Source organism: Sphingobacterium sp. 2149 (genome assembly GCF_031455655.1).
Taxonomy (GTDB): domain Bacteria; phylum Bacteroidota; class Bacteroidia; order Sphingobacteriales; family Sphingobacteriaceae; genus Sphingobacterium.
Map to the genome: position 1 here is coordinate 141,796 of NZ_JAVDTD010000014.1, position 16,343 is coordinate 158,138.

14 protein-coding genes are annotated in these 16,343 nt (G+C 40.5%); 9 read left to right on the top strand and 5 right to left on the bottom strand.

The features are described 5' to 3' along the window. Positions 1-2: 2 nt before the first annotated feature. The 5 genes from J2X77_RS19820 to J2X77_RS19840 are packed head-to-tail and all read left to right on the top strand — an operon-like array spanning position 3 to position 4,778. The gene (locus J2X77_RS19820) at positions 3-1,430 is read left to right on the top strand and encodes an SPOR domain-containing protein (protein ID WP_209580577.1); all 1,428 of its coding nucleotides are present in this window, start codon (positions 3-5) and stop codon (positions 1,428-1,430) included. A 25-nt stretch (positions 1,431-1,455) separates the two neighbouring features. Next, positions 1,456-2,163, top strand: coding sequence for a MotA/TolQ/ExbB proton channel family protein (locus J2X77_RS19825; RefSeq protein WP_209580578.1), 708 nt, complete (start codon positions 1,456-1,458; stop codon positions 2,161-2,163). Then, positions 2,163-2,573, top strand: a complete 411-nt coding sequence (locus J2X77_RS19830; protein ID WP_209580579.1) for a biopolymer transporter ExbD — start codon at positions 2,163-2,165, stop codon at positions 2,571-2,573. The genes J2X77_RS19825 and J2X77_RS19830 overlap by 1 nt, the downstream gene beginning before the upstream one ends. A 58-nt stretch (positions 2,574-2,631) precedes the next feature. Next, on the top strand, positions 2,632-3,459 hold the full coding sequence (locus tag J2X77_RS19835; RefSeq protein ID WP_209580580.1) for an energy transducer TonB: 828 nt from the start codon (positions 2,632-2,634) through the stop codon (positions 3,457-3,459). Between the two features lie 11 nt (positions 3,460-3,470). Continuing rightward, positions 3,471-4,778: a folylpolyglutamate synthase/dihydrofolate synthase family protein gene (locus J2X77_RS19840; protein ID WP_310082159.1), complete on the top strand. Its 1,308-nt coding sequence runs from the start codon at positions 3,471-3,473 to the stop codon at positions 4,776-4,778. A 96-nt stretch (positions 4,779-4,874) separates the two neighbouring features. Here J2X77_RS19840 and J2X77_RS19845 read toward each other — a convergent pair whose 3' ends face one another. Next, positions 4,875-5,894 (bottom strand): asparaginase, encoded by a 1,020-nt coding sequence (locus J2X77_RS19845; RefSeq protein ID WP_209580582.1) that lies wholly within the window; start codon positions 5,892-5,894, stop codon positions 4,875-4,877. Between the two features lie 12 nt (positions 5,895-5,906). Beyond that, positions 5,907-6,674: a TatD family hydrolase gene (locus tag J2X77_RS19850; protein ID WP_310082161.1), complete on the bottom strand. Its 768-nt coding sequence runs from the start codon at positions 6,672-6,674 to the stop codon at positions 5,907-5,909. 358 nt (positions 6,675-7,032) lie between these two features. Between J2X77_RS19850 and J2X77_RS19855 the strand changes: the two genes are divergently transcribed. The 3 genes from J2X77_RS19855 to J2X77_RS19865 are packed head-to-tail and all read left to right on the top strand — an operon-like array spanning position 7,033 to position 10,560. Then, positions 7,033-8,427: a TolC family protein gene (locus J2X77_RS19855; RefSeq protein WP_310082163.1), complete on the top strand. Its 1,395-nt coding sequence runs from the start codon at positions 7,033-7,035 to the stop codon at positions 8,425-8,427. A gap of 1 nt (position 8,428) precedes the next feature. After that, positions 8,429-9,385: an efflux RND transporter periplasmic adaptor subunit gene (locus J2X77_RS19860; protein ID WP_310082165.1), complete on the top strand. Its 957-nt coding sequence runs from the start codon at positions 8,429-8,431 to the stop codon at positions 9,383-9,385. A gap of 11 nt (positions 9,386-9,396) precedes the next feature. After that, positions 9,397-10,560, top strand: a complete 1,164-nt coding sequence (locus J2X77_RS19865; protein WP_310082167.1) for an ABC transporter permease — start codon at positions 9,397-9,399, stop codon at positions 10,558-10,560. 77 nt (positions 10,561-10,637) lie between these two features. Here the strand turns inward: J2X77_RS19865 and J2X77_RS19870 are convergent, their stop codons facing one another. The 3 genes from J2X77_RS19870 to J2X77_RS19880 form a co-directional block, all read right to left on the bottom strand. Beyond that, entirely contained in the window at positions 10,638-11,645 is a 1,008-nt protein-coding gene (locus J2X77_RS19870; RefSeq protein ID WP_310082169.1) for an FKBP-type peptidyl-prolyl cis-trans isomerase, read from the bottom strand. Between the two features lie 23 nt (positions 11,646-11,668). Beyond that, on the bottom strand, positions 11,669-12,679 hold the full coding sequence (locus tag J2X77_RS19875; RefSeq protein ID WP_310082171.1) for a DHH family phosphoesterase: 1,011 nt from the start codon (positions 12,677-12,679) through the stop codon (positions 11,669-11,671). A gap of 118 nt (positions 12,680-12,797) precedes the next feature. Further along, positions 12,798-15,437 (bottom strand): hypothetical protein, encoded by a 2,640-nt coding sequence (locus J2X77_RS19880; protein ID WP_310082173.1) that lies wholly within the window; start codon positions 15,435-15,437, stop codon positions 12,798-12,800. A 404-nt stretch (positions 15,438-15,841) separates the two neighbouring features. Between J2X77_RS19880 and J2X77_RS19885 the strand changes: the two genes are divergently transcribed. After that, positions 15,842-16,231: a DUF423 domain-containing protein gene (locus tag J2X77_RS19885; RefSeq protein WP_293883841.1), complete on the top strand. Its 390-nt coding sequence runs from the start codon at positions 15,842-15,844 to the stop codon at positions 16,229-16,231. Positions 16,232-16,343 lie beyond the last annotated feature (112 nt).

Consider the following 16,343-nt stretch of genomic DNA (forward strand, 5'->3'; position numbering starts at 1 on the left):
CAATGAATCTAGGCAAAAACATCAATAGTTTATTAAAACGTTATGCGGAAGTATACGTGCCGGGAATAGGTGTGTTCAAACGAATTCATTCTCCGGCTCAGTTCGATAAACAGCATAATGTATTTTTGCCGCCAATCTCCTATGTCGAACTTGACTATTCTGCGCAGCATGGATTTAATATCGTTCATTATATCCAACAACAGGAGAATTTGGGACTAAACCAGGCGCAGCAGATTTTATCGGATGCTGTTGATAGTCTGAGAGCTGACTTGGGTCAGTTTGGACAGGCTAAACTGGATGATCTTGGCCTATTGATTAGTTACGGTTCAAGCTTAGTATTCAAACCGTTGGATCTATCGGGTTTCGACTTCCAACCGGTAACCAACCTTGTTGCACCGGAGATTGAAACAGTTGTTTCTCCTTTGGAAGGCGAAGACGAGCCTGCGGAACCAGCTTTGGAAGAAGAGCCTATTGTAGAAGTCACTCATCAAGAGGAGCTTGTTGAGGAGTCTATTCCAGATAGGCATGATGAAGATGAAACGGCGGTGGTTGAAGAAGTTAGCGAAGAGGAAGCTGAAGCGGCAGATGAACTGGAAGCGGTAAAGAGTACGGTTGTTGATGAGCCTGCGCAGGAGACCGGATTAACAAGCAATCGCACCGATGTCGAAACCGAAGGATCTCCGGTGACGGAGGACAAAGATCAGCAGTCTGAACTTGTGAATGCACCTATGGTGGCTGATAACAGTCAATCTATTACTCCAAAAGCAGAAACAGATTCAAACAAGGAAATCGGTGCTATAGCGACCGCTAATGCCAGCTCAACATATGCACCAAATAGCTATGAAGAGGAGCCACGTAACTCAAATGCGATCTGGTATTGGATAACTGGAATTATTGTGCTGGTCATGGTTGCCGTTGCAGTGGTTTATACTAATCCTGCGTTGAAGGATTCGTTATTTGGTCCGAAAAAGCCTGTTATACAAGCGGTAGATACACTTGTTCAAGAAAAGCCAATTATAGCTGCTGATACCGTGACCAATATACAACAAGCCGATAGTTTAAAGAAAGTAGATTCATTGGCTACAACCGCTTTGAAAGATTCTGTTAAAAATACAGCAACTGTACCATCGAGTAATGGAGCGGCCAAACCGACGGCTTTGGACGCGAACCCGGTGATCAAAGAATCTATCCCCGTGGCACAGCCAAGATATCAATTGGTTATAGGTTCCGCAAAGACAATGGCGCAAGCGGAGCAGGAGGCCAAGCGTCTGCGGGCAATGGGCTACAAAACAGCACGCGCTGTAGAGGGAAAATTTAAAAGAAATAGAAAGAAAATCATCTTAAATACCTACATGACTAAATCCGAGGCAGACCTCGCGAAGAAATCTGTAGAGAAAAAGATTGAGGGGGCTTGGGTAGAAACATTATAGAAACTATATAAAACTATTAATAATTATGTCATTAGTACAGGATACAGCAACAGCTGCTGTGGATTCATTTAATCAAGCTGCGCAACAACCGTTACCTGCCGCTGCAAGTACAGAAAACATGAGTTTGATCGATATGATGATCAAAGGGGGATGGATTATGATTCCGATCCTATTGTTGTTTTTTATTGGATTGGTTATCTTTTTCGAACGTTATTTAACCATTCGTCGTGCCGCAAAATACGATAATAGCTTAATGTCGCAGGTGAAAGCGAATGTACTGTCGGGAAATCTGGATTCTGCCTTAGCGGTGTGTCGCTCAAGTAACTCTGCATTGGGACGTATGTTGCAAAAAGGTTTATTGCGTGTAGGTAGACCTATCAAAGATATTGAAGGTGCCATCGAAAATGTAGGTAAGCTGGAAGTTGCCAAATTGGAGAAAAATATTAATATCCTGGGTATCATTGCCGGTATTGCTCCAATGCTGGGCTTCGTGGGTACGATTTTTGGGGTAATTAAGATTTTCCATGAGGTTGAATTAGCAGGTGGTATTGATATCGCATCTGTGTCAGGAGGTTTATATGTGAAAATGGTGTCATCTGCATCCGGTCTTGCCGTTGGTATCTTAGCTTACTTGGGTTACCATATTTTAAATATGATGGTCGAGCGTTTAATTTTGCGTATGGAAACTGATGCAGTAGAATTTATTGATTTATTGGATGAACCAGGAAGATAATGAATTTACGAAGTAGAAAAAATAAACCATCTGCAGAGGTTCATACTTCAGCGCTGAATGATATCATGTTTTTCTTGATGTTGTTCTTCCTGTTGGCCTCAGCAGTCTCTAATCCTCAGGTTGTTAAGCTCTTGTTGCCAAAGTCCAGCGCAGGAGAGCAATCTGTTGCTAAAAAGACCGTTACGGTTTCGATTACCAAAGATTTAGGTTATTTTATTGACAAAACTCCAGTTCCTATCGAAGGGTTGGAAGCTGCAATTCAATCACAAATGGCTGCCGGCGAGGAGTTGACAATTATGCTTTACGTCGATAATACGGTTCCTATCCAAAATGTTATTTCAGTGATGGATGTAGCCAATCGCTTAAAAGTGAAGGTCGTGTTGGCAACTGAGCCAAAAAAAGATAAGTAACCACCATTAAACTTTTTTTAAGTTTAATGGTCAGCTATTAATATAGGAGATTAATGCGATGAGATATCATCTTCAACATGAAGAAAATAATTTCCCCAAGGCATTGGGGATATCGACTCTGGTCATGGCATCGTTGCTCTTGATTGGTTTTTTTGTGGTGTTTAAGGCGGAAGAACCTCCTATGATAGGTATGGGAGGACTTATTGTCAACTATGGTACTTCTCCAGAAGGTATGGGGGATGACTATATGAGTGTCGAAGAGCCTTCTGTAGATCCGAATGCCAATAATGAGCGTCCTGACCGTATCGATCCTGTGGAAACGCCGACACCGACCCCAACGCAACAGGTTGCTGAGAAGGCTGTCGTCACTCAAGATCTGGAAGATGCTCCTGCGGTTACAAAGACAGAGAAGAAAGTGGTGTCAAAAGCACCAGAAACAACCAAAGAAGTCAAAGAGGTAGCACCACAGGCGAATGCTAAAGCACTTTTTAAAGGCAATAAAAACAACGGTACTGGAGCAGGTGACGGCACAGGAACAACACCGGGTAATCAAGGTTCCAAATTAGGAGATCCCTTGGCAAGTAATTATGGCGAAGGGGGATCTGGAAACGGTAATATGATGTTATCCATTGAAAACCGCAGCTTCACCCAAAGACCAAGTATCGACGACAATGGACAGCAGGCGGGAAAGGTCGCTGTAGAGTTCAGAGTCAACAAGCAGGGAATTATAACCTATGCGCGTGCTGGTGTGAAGGGAACTACAATTACTGATCCTTCCCTATTGGAAAAATGTGAGCGTGCTGTTAGAGGTGCTCGGTTGAATCAATTGCCGAACGCCCCAGACTCGCAGACTGGACGGATTGTATTCAATTTTAGATTAAGATAAAAATCATTCACATGAATGCTTATAATGAGGCAATCGAGTATCTGTATACTCGATTGCCTATGTTTACAAGGGATGGCGCCTCAGCCTTCAAAAAAGACCTTGACAATACCATCAAACTTTGCGCTGCGTTAGCTAATCCACAGCAAAAATTCAAAACATTGCATATTGCCGGAACAAATGGAAAGGGATCTACCTCCCATATGTTAGCCGCTATCTTAGCAGAAGCAGGTTATAAGACGGGCCTCTATACTTCTCCTCATTTACTGGATTTTAGAGAACGTATCCGCGTCAATGGCCAGTTATGTGACAAAGAATTTGTTGTTGATTTTGTTCATGCGCATCGCGAGCTGATCGAACAAGTAACGCCCTCTTTTTTTGAAATCACTGTAGCGATGGCTTTCGATTATTTTGAGAAAAAGAAAGTTGATATCGCCGTTATTGAAGTTGGCCTTGGCGGACGCTTGGATAGCACCAATATTATTCACCCGCTATTGTCGGTGATTACCAATATTGGGTTTGATCACATGAATCTCCTCGGTAATACGCTGGCGGAAATTGCAGGCGAAAAAGCAGGTATTATCAAAAGAGATACGCCCGTGATCATTTCGGAGTATGCCGAAGAGACAGCTGCTGTATTTTTGAAAAAAGCAGCACTTGAGGAGGCTCCCATACAATTTGCTTCCGACACATATCGGACAAAAATGTTGGGGGTAGATCAAGACTATCTGACAGTGCAAACTACCGATTCTTCTGGCCATTCATCATCATATCAGCTGGATCTGAAAGGTTCTTACCAGGTGAAAAATCTTGCTGGTGTTTTGTCTGCTGTTGATGAATTGCGTAAACAGGGCTTTGAGATCAGTGATCATCACGTTCATGAAGCCTTGAAGAAAGTACAAACGACTACAGGGATCCAAGGCCGTTGGCAACAATTGTCTAAAGAACCTTTTGTTATCTGTGATACAGGACACAACGAAGACGGAATTCATGAAGTGTTGAAAAACCTGGCGACTACAAACTATGATCAGCTTCACTTTGTCATCGGGGCGATGCGCGATAAGGACTTAACACATATGCTCCCCCATTTGCCCAAAGACGCAATTTATTATTTCTCTGCTCCGGATATGCCGCGTGCGCTGCCAGCCAGTGAATTGCGTAAAGAAGCTCTTGGATTTGGATTAAAAGGGTTGGACTTTCCGAGTGTCGCGGCCGCATTTGATGCAGCAAAAAATGCTTATCAGCAGGGCAATCTTATTTTTGTTGGTGGAAGTAATTTTGTTGTTGCGGAAGTGCTTGCTGGCCTGTCCACTGAACAATAAGAATTGACATTGTAGCGAGATCTATGCCTTGGAAATACATTGATCACAAAAGACTTATCAATAGATAAGTCTTTTGTGATCTATTGTCATTTATACTTAGTCATTTACAGTCAATTCACCGCGGATATCCTTTTCAATCCAATAAGCAACTTCTCTTTGATCTTCTAGTTCGCCCTGAAGATACATTAATTTCGTTACTGCAGCCTCAAATGTGAGGTCATAGCCATTGAGCACGCCGATGGATTTAAGACCTTGTGAGGTTTCATAGCGCCCCAATTCGACCGATCCAACTTTACATTGAGAAATATTGAGGATGTTTTTACCCTGCTCAATCGCTTCCTTTAGTAAATCCAGAAACCACGTGTCGGTGGTGGTATTTCCTGAACCGAATGTTTCCATCACAATGGAGCGGACATCGGAGTTTAATACCGCTTTGATTGTTTGCGCAGAGATTCCGGGGAATAGTTTCAATACTGCGACCCGATTATCCAATTTTGTATGCAAGATAAATTCTTTATTAATATTGTTCAATAAAGCATCTGTATTGTATTTGAGGTGAATACCAGCTTCTACCAATACGGGATAATTTGGGGATCTAAAAGCCTCAAACTTAGCGGAGTTATATTTAAAAGAACGATTACCGCGGAATAATTTATTGTCGAAAAGAATACAAACTTCCTGTATAATAGACACACCATCTTGTTTTGCCGATGCTATTTCAAGGGCGGTCATCATATTTTCTCGGGCATCCGTTCGAATTTCGCCAATAGGCAGCTGGGAGCCCGATAATATAACCGGTTTTTGGAGTCCTTCCAGCATAAAGCTCAATACCGATGCCGTAAACGCCATGGTATCGGAACCATGTAAGATCACAAAACCATCGTAATCTGCATAGTTATCCTTAATAATTTGTGCCATTTCAATCCATATTTCGGGCTTCATGTTGGATGAATCGATAATGGGTTCGAAAGAGTGCACGGTGAGTTTATAGTCTAAGCGACTTAAATCAGGGAGATTACGTTTGATCAATTCAAAGTCGAAAGGAACGAATGTTCCTGTCTCATCTTTAACCATGCCAATGGTCCCACCTGTGTAGATAATAAAGATATTATGCATTGAGTGTTGAAATTATATACCAAATATACGTTTTGAATTTTCTGTTGTGATTTCGGCTACCTTTTCGATGGAAATCTGGTGAAGGTCAGCTACTTTCTGTGCGATGTAAATCAAATAGCTGCTTTCATTTTCTTTACCTCGGAACGGTACAGGAGCCAAATAGGGCGCATCTGTCTCTAAGACAAGGTGTTTTAAATCGATTTCTTTGACCACCTGATCTAAGCCTGCTTTTTTAAAGGTGACGACTCCGCCAATACCCAGAGCGAAACCTAACTCGATGGCCCGATTGGCCTGTTCAAGGGATCCTGTAAAGCAGTGCAGGACGCCAAACAATTTGTCGTCGTGAAGTTCTTCCAGTAATTCGAACAATTCTGTAAAGGCTTCACGGCAGTGGATATCGATCGGGAGATTTAATTCCTTAGCCCATTGAACCTGCGTCCTAAAAGCATTTTTTTGAATTTCAAGCGTGCTTTTATCCCAGTAAAGATCCAGTCCGATCTCACCTATGGCATAGACTTTGTAAGTGTCCAAGCTTTTTCGGATGATTTCTAACTCTTCTAGATAGTTTTCCTTGACATCGCAGGGATGTAATCCAAGCATGGGAAAACAGTGATCTGGATAAGCTGCTACGGTGTCAAATACGGGTTTTATGGAAGCGCTATTTACATTTGGCAAAAAAAGACGTTGGATATCATTATCAAAGCAACGCTGAAGACTTTCTTGCAGTTTCGTCGTTCCTGCATGGTAATAAATGTGTGTATGTGTATCTGTAAGCAACATAGTTTTCTGCGTGGACGCAGCGGTTAGGGTAAAAAGTTGTTTTTATTATTATCGAATAAAGTGGTGCGCTTAATTACCAAAATTTCAATTCGATCTCCAAAGATAACTTATTAATTAGCAAAAATGAAAAATAATAGCGGATTACTGCTGAAGGACTGGATTCCATTCTTTGCTTCTTCAAAAAAGCGATTTGTTGATAGGCAGTTACTGCTGCATGAATGTCCTATTGTTGCATGTTACTCGCGTTGAAAAGAATGTTGAATAAAAAGAGTTAGCAGTCAAACATACCGTAAGATTTACTGTTAAACAGATAAGCGAGGCGGTTATTGTCCTATTTTTATAAGAATTAATGAATCATATGATGAATAAGAAGTTAAGCCTGGGTTTATTGACTTTGGCATCGGTTCTGTTTTTAAACAAACTACATGCGCAATCATTGATTGATCCGTCGGTAAAAGATATTATTCAAAAAGCTTTTCAGACCAATAAAGAATTGAAATTGAAGGCCTACGAAGTTGATAAAGCACGTTTGGAAGCCGAGGGTGTAAAAGCAAATCGGCTGCCCCATGTCTCTGCACTCGGATTATACGGTTATGTTCATAGCAATGGGAGCGTTGATATTCCGACCGTTAATATTCCATTACTAAACTTAGGCTTATTTGAAGGAGCAACGGGATTTAGCCTACATGGCCAAGCTGCTTATGCAGGCGTGTCTGTCAAGCAGATTATTTTCTCGGGGCTGCAGATTCCGAATGGAATAAAAGCATTGCAGGAGAAAGCTGTTGCCCAGCAGTACCTGGAATCAGCGAGCCGGGAAACACTTTCAAAAGATATTATTGCTTCTTTCGATCAGCTGATGTTGTTGGATGAAGTTGATAAATTGATCGTGGATTCCGAAAAGCGATTAAAGAAAGAGCAAGAAAAGGTAAATAAAGCCATTCAAAATGGACTTGCAATACCTTACGATCGCGATAAATTGAAATTGGCCTTGCTGGAGCTGGAAGAAAAAAAAGTGGAGCTTTCGGGCAACCGCGACCTGTTGTGTCAAAAGCTTGAACAAGTAGCCGGGGTATCTTTTCGGGAGGTTGGTGCGATTCATTATGGACTTAAACCTATATTTTTGTCGGAGCTCCCTGGTGATGTTGAGCAGCGATCTGAGCTTAAAGCACTGGATGCTTCCTCCAAAGCCTATGAGTACGTGTACAAAAAAGAAAAAGGGGGGGCGCTTCCTGCTGTCTTTGCCTTTGGCTCTGCAAACTATCTGAATGTATTCAATTCCAAGCTAACTGTTAAAGACCAACCCCTATTGGGTACAGTCAACTTACCGCTTAATTCCATCAAGGGGAGCCCCAATCTAATGGTCGGTGTAGGGGTTAAATGGGATCTCTATACGGGAGGAGAGCATCACAATAAGATAAAGCAAGTTAAACTCGATCAACATATCAATACGACCAAACGGGAAGATACACAGGAAAAGTTAAACCTATTATTGAGCAAGAATAAGGTTAACTATACGACTGGCAACCAAAAGTTGAAAGTGGGCGAACAGCAATTAAAAGTAGCTGAAAATAACCTTTCTATGGCTGTGAAGCAATATCAAGCTGGATTGATAGATGTTACTGAATTATTGGCTGCTGAAAATGACTGGTACAAAGTCAATTTAGGCTATTTTAATAATGTGTTGCAGCAACGTACTGCAGCAGTGGAGTTATTACATACATCAGGAAAATTATTACAAACCATACATGAGTAAGATGAAGAATTTATATGGGATATTATTGCTGTTTATCCTAGTTTCTTGTGCAAATCAAGACAAAGAGAAGCCCATTGAGGGGAAGGTGGAGCGTGAGCAGGTAACAGTTGTGACTAAAGTTCCAGGAAAAATTGCAAAGCTGCTGGTTGAAGAGGGGGATTTTGTCCATACAGGGGATACGTTGGCCATTTTGAGTATCCCTGAGGTAGATGCGAAAGAGGAACAGGCAAAAGGTGCGCTGCAATCTGCCGATGCACAATATAACATGGCCATCAAAGGAGCTACAAAAGGGCAATTGACACAACTTCAGGCAAAAGTTGATGGTTTGAGGGAACAATATGAGTTTGCAAGGAAGTCGATAGGTCGATTAGATGCACTTTTGCAGGATAGCCTGATTCCACAACAAAAATATGATGAAACCTATGCAAAATATCAAGGGGCTAAAAATCAGTATCTTGCTGCTCAGGCTGAATTAGCCGAAGCTAAAGGGGGAGCTAGAAAGGAACAGCAGCTTATGGCTTTGGGACAGAAGGAACGTGCGCTCGGAGCGGTGTCTGAAGTGAAGGTTGCTGCGGGGGAAAAATATATCATTGCCCCACAAGATATGAGCGTGGAGACCATTAATCTGAAAGTTGGTGAACTGGCGATGGCAGGTTATCCGATTATTAATGGCTCTCTTGATCAAACAACCTATTTTAGGTTCACATTGCCTGAAAACCAAATTGGAAAATTTCAAAAAGGTGCTGCTGTAGAAGTGGACATCCCTTATTTGAACCACAAAAAAGTTAAAGCGAAGGTGATCAGTATTAAGGCGTTAAATTCTTATGCGAGCATTGCCTCTGCCTACCCTGATTTTGATCCGCAACAGGCTGTTTTTGAGCTAAAGATTGTTCCTGAGGATAGTGCTGGCGCTAAAGATTTATTAACCAAAACGCTTGTGGTTCTCCATGCGAATTAAAGGGATTGAATGTGAAAAAATTTATAGAATTAATCCAACGGGAGTTTAAACTTTTCTTCAATAACAAAGTGCTGTTGATGCTTTTTCTCGGTGCGCCAGTTTTGTACGGCATCTTGGTGGGGCATGTCTATCAACAGGGCAAAGTGACGGAGATGCCGATCATTGTTGTCGATGAAGATAATAGTCCCTTAAGCAGTTCCTTCATTGATATGCTTTCCGACAATGAGAGTATTGACGTTGCCCGTGTATTGCCTTCTCTTTTTGATTCCAAAGATATCGCCATGCAGTACGAAGCAACAACCATTGTACATATTCCCAAAGGCTTTGCTTCTGGAGTACAGCAAGGCAGGTTGCCCGAAATGACTGTTTTTGTTGATGGAGCCAATACATTGACCTCCAACACGGCGATGATGGCGGTGAATGTTTGTGCGTCAACACTTAAGGCGGGAATCCAAATTCAGGCACAGATGAAGCGAGGTGTTCCTGCCAAGATCGCTGCTCAACAATATGAACCTTTTAAAACAACCTTTGTGAAGCAAAATATTCGAAGCGGCAACTACCTTTATTTTATGCTGCCGGGGGTTTTAATTACGGTCTTGCAACAGGTATTGCTCCTTGGCTTGGCGTTGTCTTTTTCGTCAGAATTTGAAGGTAACACATTTCCGGACCTTGTGCGTAAAATCGGTAATCCTGTCGGACTTATTCTTGTAAAGATTTTACCTTATATATTGATGTCTGTCGGTATTTTGATTCTATATTGGGGATTTGGTCAGTACTACCGTATGCCTTTGCAAGCTGATTTCGGCCGATTTGTGCTGTGTACAGGTATATTTTTGCTTGCTGTCTGTTTTATGGGTGTACTGGTTAGTATACTACTGCCTTCGCAGCTCAAATCGACAGAAGTTCTTATGGTGATTGCAACGCCCGCTTTTATCCTAAGCGGGTTTACCTGGCCATCCAGCCTGATGCCAGAATGGGTGCAGGCGATTGCCAATGTTATTCCGTCTACACATTATCTCCGGATCTTTAGATTGCTATTTATACAGCATGCTGAAAATTACCACACCAATAAAGCACTTGTTTCATTGACCATCATTATGATCATTAGCTTTATGTTGGCTGTAGTCATCCTGTGGATGAAAATAAGGAAAATTAAAAGAACGATTAAATCATAAAAAAATACTGGTACAACAAAAAAGCGGTTTCATTAATTTGAAACCGCTTTTTTGTTGTACTAAAATATACTGTTAAATTACTTTTTCGTCGCTGGAGCAGTTGTTGCTGGAGCAGTTGTTCCTGTAGGTGCTACCATACCAGGAGTTGTTGCTGTAGGCGCTGGAACTTTTCCAGGTTTGATATCCAATACTTCTACTTCAAATACTAAAGGAGCATATGGAGGGATAACACCTGAAGGGCGATCGCCGTAAGCCAAAGATGAAGGGATAACTAAAGTTGCTTTCGTTCCTTTGTTAAACAATTGAAAAGCTTCAGTCCAACCTGGGATCACGCCGTCAACACCTAATTGGAATTTTAATGCTTCATAAGGACGTTGTGCATTGAAGATTTTCTCTTTTTTAGCTACATCAGGAAGGTTTGTATCAAATACTTTTCCAGTGGTCAATGAACCTACGTAGTTTACGTGGACAGAATCTCCTACTTTCGCATTTGCTCCTGTTCCGGGTTTTGTAATTACATATTGAAGACCTGAAGCTGTTTTTGTTGTTTTTAAGTTTTTATCCTTGATGTATTTCTCCAATTTTGCAGGCTCAGCAGCTTTATGCTTGTTCAATTCTTCTTCAAAGTATTTCTGAACTTGTTCACCCAATTGTTGATCGGTCAACTTTCCTTTTTTGAAATGTTTTTTGACCTTTATGGAGTAAATGATGAATTTATCCGCGAATTCTGGTTTTGGTTGATGAGTTTTAGCCGCCATAGAATCCAAATTGATTTTGAATACCAAGCTATCGCCTTCACCTACGTATTTGAATAAACCTGTAGGGTCACCTGGGTTTTTTGCAATAATACTATCTGGATATAATTGAACGATCTGAGGGACTCCCATGTCATACGTACTTTGCATTGTAGAATCTCTGTCCGTTTTCACAACCATGTCAAGTGCTAATAAATCGCCAGATACCGCTTTTTCTTTTGCATTATCATCCACGATTTTATACTCAAGACCACCTTCAGCCTTTTTGAATTTTTGGCATGACGTCATCAAAAGACCGGCAGCCGCGAAAAATAGAATTGCTTTCTTCATTTTCTAATGTATGTTACTATATCTTATTTTGTTAATATTTCTTTATAATTTGGTAAAACCGATCTGAATTTGGCCACTACCGCTTCTAAGCTTTCTTTCGAATTGCCCCCTGAAGCATTAAGATGCCCCCCCCCATTGAAATATAGTTTACAGATCTCATTGCAAGGAACTTCTCCAATCGAACGCAAAGATAGTTTAATTTGTTCATTTCTGTCAATAATTAACGCGGCCAATCGAATTCCTTTAATAGAGAGTGCATAGTTGACCAATCCTTCCGTATCACCTGTGATTACTTCGAACTGCGTGAGGTCCGCTTTTGTCACATGGATAATGGCCGTATTATATTCATGAATGACTTCCAATCGATTAAGTAAGCAAAAACCTAAGAATTTAAGACGGCCTTCAGAGGAACTATTGTAAATCTCTTCGTGGATCGCCCAGTTTCGCGCACCACAATCGATGAGGGTTGCTATAATACGGTGGATTTCGGCGGTGGTAGAACGAAAGCGGAATGAACCGGTGTCGGTCATGATACCCGTATAAAGGCAGGTCGCCATGTCTGCACTGATATGTTCCGAATCTTGCATCTCATACGTTAAGAAGCGGTAGATCAATTGTGCTGTCGCTGCTGCAGATGGATCCCAAAAGGCGTAGTCTTCAAATCCTTCCGGATCTAAATGATGATCAATCATGCATTTGATTCCTTTCGCTTGGCGAATGGGTTCGGCCATATCGTGAATCCGCGCAAGGCCATTAAAATCTAAGCAGAAAATAAATTCAGCCGCATCAATCTGTTGATTGTGCAGATCCATATTTTGCGTATAAATTTGTACATTTTCTAAGCCTGGCAACCAATCCAAAAAGGTAGGAAAGTCTGAAGGCACAATCAGATTTACGTGGTGTCCTTTTGCGACCAACCAAAAATATAAACCTAACGATGAGCCCAATGCGTCTCCATCTGGTTTGTAGTGCGTTGTAATTACAATGCGTTTTGGTTTAGCCAATAATTCTTTTAATTCTTCTGATTTCAGCATAGTCATATTAAGTCTGCAAACCTACTATAAAAAAATTAGATTAGACAAATTTTTTCTAAAGATCTTTTCATACCTTATTGCATTTGAGGGTTATTTTAAAAAATTGATTTACAGTGTTTTAAAACTTATATACATAGACTTTGAAATCGCGCTTCATACAGATTAAATAATTGGCATTGTCGCCATAGTTAATCGGTCCATAATAGAACTTCGAGAAGCCTTCTACTGGGAATCCCTCCTGGACTAAACCATCGGACCCAAAAACATAAATCATGCGGTTGTCGGTACCAACCCCTATGATATCAGATTTTCCTATTCGTTTAAAAAACAAGGGTCTGTTACTGGCATCTTCGATAAACTTATATTCAAAGTAGGAAGAAGAGTCTCTTGCGCTATATGCATTCAGCTTGTTTTTGGACAGTATGACAAAATCTCTGTCAGCACCACCGCTAATATCTTCGAAATTAAAGAAAGCATCTCTGCTCCAATCGCCTAATTTAATTTTTTTTGCATCACCCTCAAACGGTACTTTGAAAATGCTGCCTTTATTGTCGGCTAAATAAATGAAGGAATTTTTTTCGTCAGATGCAGCCATTAAACCAATTGGATTCTTAACACTTTCCCCATCCGTATCCAATGTCTTTTTATGGATAATTTTACCGTTTTGATCGAAGAAATAGACCGAAGCTGTGCTTGTACCTGCAATGATGTAATTTGTCTGGCCCAAGGTGGTGGTTTTTAAATCAAATATAATTCGGCCATCCACAGAATTGTTTTCAAAGCCTTCTATTTTTTTACCAGCTAAGGTATACGCCAAGATTCGATCTGTCGCTGGAATGTAAATGCGTTGTTCTTTATTGAAGTTAGCGAGCGTGGCCCCGTAGGTTGCTTTCGACGGTAGTTCAACCGAAAAACCGGTCATATTTTTCCCGTCGGGCATAAAGCGGTACAATCGGTTTTTTGTTACGGCGATAATACTGAGATCCTGTAACTGTATAGGGTCGCCCAAAATTTCACCTTGAAAGAGGTTTTGCCACAGTTCTTTTCCATCCGGAGAGAAGGCGTGTACGGTATGATCTTGTTCTTGAATCAGGATAAATTTGTTCTTTCCATCTTGATCGAAGATCCACGGTTTATTAATAATCCGGCTTTCGAGCTGCACCGTCCACTCAGGTTTGCCCCCCAATCGCGTATCGCTTTTATAAAGGGCATATAAACTGGAGGAAAATGAGCCTTGATTGCCGCTGAGTTGATAGGACCACGAATAAAAATTCTGAAAGCCATATTCCTCCTCATCTCTAAAATTCTTTGCAAACTCGGTTTTTAAGTTATTCAAAATAGTGCTCTTACCAGCTTTAGGTTCTAAATAAAATGTCACATTACTACGACTGTTCTGTAATGCTGCATGATTTTTGAAAATCGCCGTTCCCGACAGAAATTGTTTTTCCCGGAAAGATTCCCGATAGTCTCTCAAAATCCCCGTTCGGCTGGCTATCACCATTATATTGTCAACAACGGTGAAATAGGGGCGGTTAAAACTCTTGAACGGTTCGCCAAAGAGTGCATATAAAAGATTCGAATATTTAAATTGATAGATCGAATCGCCAACAGCAGTACTGAATTTTTTGAGGTTATCTGCAAATTGTGTCGAATCTGAAATGCTGATCAAACCGATCGCATCCTGGTTGTCCAACTCTGCAAGAGCAAATTCATCGTTGAATATGGGTGCGATGATACTGTCAAATGATACTTGGCTGTCGTCTTCAAAGTTTTTTATGCTCTTTGCTAATCGGCTGTCTTCTTTTTGTTGTACGAACAAAGCTTTCAATCCACTGCGAAAACTATGAGGATCTGAAATGCTGAAGTCGATATAAGATGCTGCATTTTTAGGAAGATAATTACCCAACGCCTGCACCTGAGCGGTCTGCGTGGCAAATAACTGTAGGTAGCTATTTTTGCTGTCCGTAAGCGCAGTTTCACCTTTAAAAATAAATGCATCCTTTTTAAAATTCATGTTCCAGGAGGTTTGTCCTTTCAGCGAATCTATTAGGCCTAGATAATTGCCGAATTTGGATTTCATCAATATTCGGGCAAACTGAGATAGCTGTTCATTGAAAAAATAGAGACTTAGGGGAGTGTTTTTATTGTTGTGGTTGACAAAAAACTCAATCTGTTTTGTATTTATTTTCTTAACATTTTTGTCGAAGATCTGAGCGAGTACTTTTTTGGAATAACTGGCAAAAATAATTTCGTGAAAATAGGAGCAATAAAGTGTACTGTCTTTAGTGCCTTGGTTAAGCCCATAAAATCGGTGCCCTAGGGTATCAAAGGATTGTATTTTATAATTTTTCCCCACGTTGCCAAGTAATGTTGCCAAGGTCTTATCATCTAGACTTTGCCCCACCTGGACGCTATACAAAGGTGTGATTTGCTCTTTTTCCTGATGAAAAGAGAGTAGTATCTGCTGTCCATCTACTAGTGGTGCAAGCTGATCATTCTGCAATAAATCTTCTTTCAGGCGTTTGAGGTGACTGAAATTTTGCTGGCCAATAATTGCTTTAAAAAGTTCATAGTCATTAAAGATCGTATCCACCGTTTGATCATTTGTAAAGGAAGCAATAGCTAATGTGTTTTCGGGAAGGTATTGTAAGGCTTTAGAATCTTGTTTGTTATTTTTATTAAAATCTCCGAAAAGGTAGATCGTGGCCGCGATGACCGCGATGAATAATATCACAGTGATGATGATTGTTTTTTTCATCCTTTTTATTTTTTTCTATGCCTGATCAATTGACTTATATCGTTGCTAACTTACCGTCGATATGATTAATGTAAATTTAATCAGAACAAATATGTATGAGTAAGCTATTTCCGCAGGCAATAGCGTACGTTAAACTCGAATTTTTAATGGCGATGAAGTATTCATGAAGCCAATGTTTCTCATGGAGATAAAATCATTGTACGTCTTTCAATAACTCGGTGAGCAGCATGATGCTCATGAAGACCCATACGTAGAAACAAACCTAATAAAAATATATGGGAAGAGACAGATAATCGTTCCAATAATACCTCTTTATCACATAAATTTAACAAAAAATTCCTTATTTTGATCGGTTTTTAATACATTTATCGCTAGAAACTCATTTTCAGCATTCAATCAACATAATGAATAAGAAAATCATTTTAGCCGCTTCTTTGTTGGGAGCATTAGCTGTAATATTAGGTGCCTTTGGTGCTCATGGTCTAGAAGGAAAGGTAAGTACATATCATATTGAAACTTGGAAAACGGCGAATCAGTATCATTTCTATCATACCTTTGCTTTGTTATTTTTATCCACTTTTTCCCGAGCCAAGACGTATTCGATTAAAGTATCCTTTATTGCTTTTCTCATTGGTATTCTATTTTTTTCGGGATCCTTGTATATTTTAAGCGTACGAGAAATAACAGGTTTTGGTAATCCGTCTATTTTGGGCCCTATTACACCTTTGGGCGGTCTTTCGTTTATCATCGGTTGGGTAGCGTTATTTATTGCGGCACTGAAGAACAAGTCGTAATTTCATTTGCTAATTGCATCACTCGATACAGATCGATACGTGTATCTAAAATATAGGAGCCTTCCCGGATAGATTTCGGGAAGGCTCTTTTAGGTTATAGCTACACGGTGAA

Bases quoted from the DNA above. Each gene is read 5' to 3' on its own strand.
- J2X77_RS19845 (WP_209580582.1), bottom strand. From the start codon at position 5,894: ATGCATAATATCTTTATTATCTACACAGGTGGGACCATTGGCATGGTT.
- J2X77_RS19875 (WP_310082171.1), bottom strand. From the start codon at position 12,679: ATGCTGAAATCAGAAGAATTAAAAGAATTATTGGCTAAACCAAAACGC.
- J2X77_RS19855 (WP_310082163.1), top strand. From the start codon at position 7,033: ATGATGAATAAGAAGTTAAGCCTGGGTTTATTGACTTTGGCATCGGTT.
- J2X77_RS19820 (WP_209580577.1), top strand. From the start codon at position 3: ATGAATCTAGGCAAAAACATCAATAGTTTATTAAAACGTTATGCGGAA.
- J2X77_RS19840 (WP_310082159.1), top strand. From the start codon at position 3,471: ATGAATGCTTATAATGAGGCAATCGAGTATCTGTATACTCGATTGCCT.
- J2X77_RS19870 (WP_310082169.1), bottom strand. From the start codon at position 11,645: ATGAAGAAAGCAATTCTATTTTTCGCGGCTGCCGGTCTTTTGATGACG.
- J2X77_RS19825 (WP_209580578.1), top strand. From the start codon at position 1,456: ATGTCATTAGTACAGGATACAGCAACAGCTGCTGTGGATTCATTTAAT.
- J2X77_RS19830 (WP_209580579.1), top strand. From the start codon at position 2,163: ATGAATTTACGAAGTAGAAAAAATAAACCATCTGCAGAGGTTCATACT.
- J2X77_RS19850 (WP_310082161.1), bottom strand. From the start codon at position 6,674: ATGTTGCTTACAGATACACATACACACATTTATTACCATGCAGGAACG.
- J2X77_RS19860 (WP_310082165.1), top strand. From the start codon at position 8,429: ATGAAGAATTTATATGGGATATTATTGCTGTTTATCCTAGTTTCTTGT.
- J2X77_RS19835 (WP_209580580.1), top strand. From the start codon at position 2,632: ATGAGATATCATCTTCAACATGAAGAAAATAATTTCCCCAAGGCATTG.
- J2X77_RS19885 (WP_293883841.1), top strand. From the start codon at position 15,842: ATGAATAAGAAAATCATTTTAGCCGCTTCTTTGTTGGGAGCATTAGCT.
- J2X77_RS19880 (WP_310082173.1), bottom strand. From the start codon at position 15,437: ATGAAAAAAACAATCATCATCACTGTGATATTATTCATCGCGGTCATC.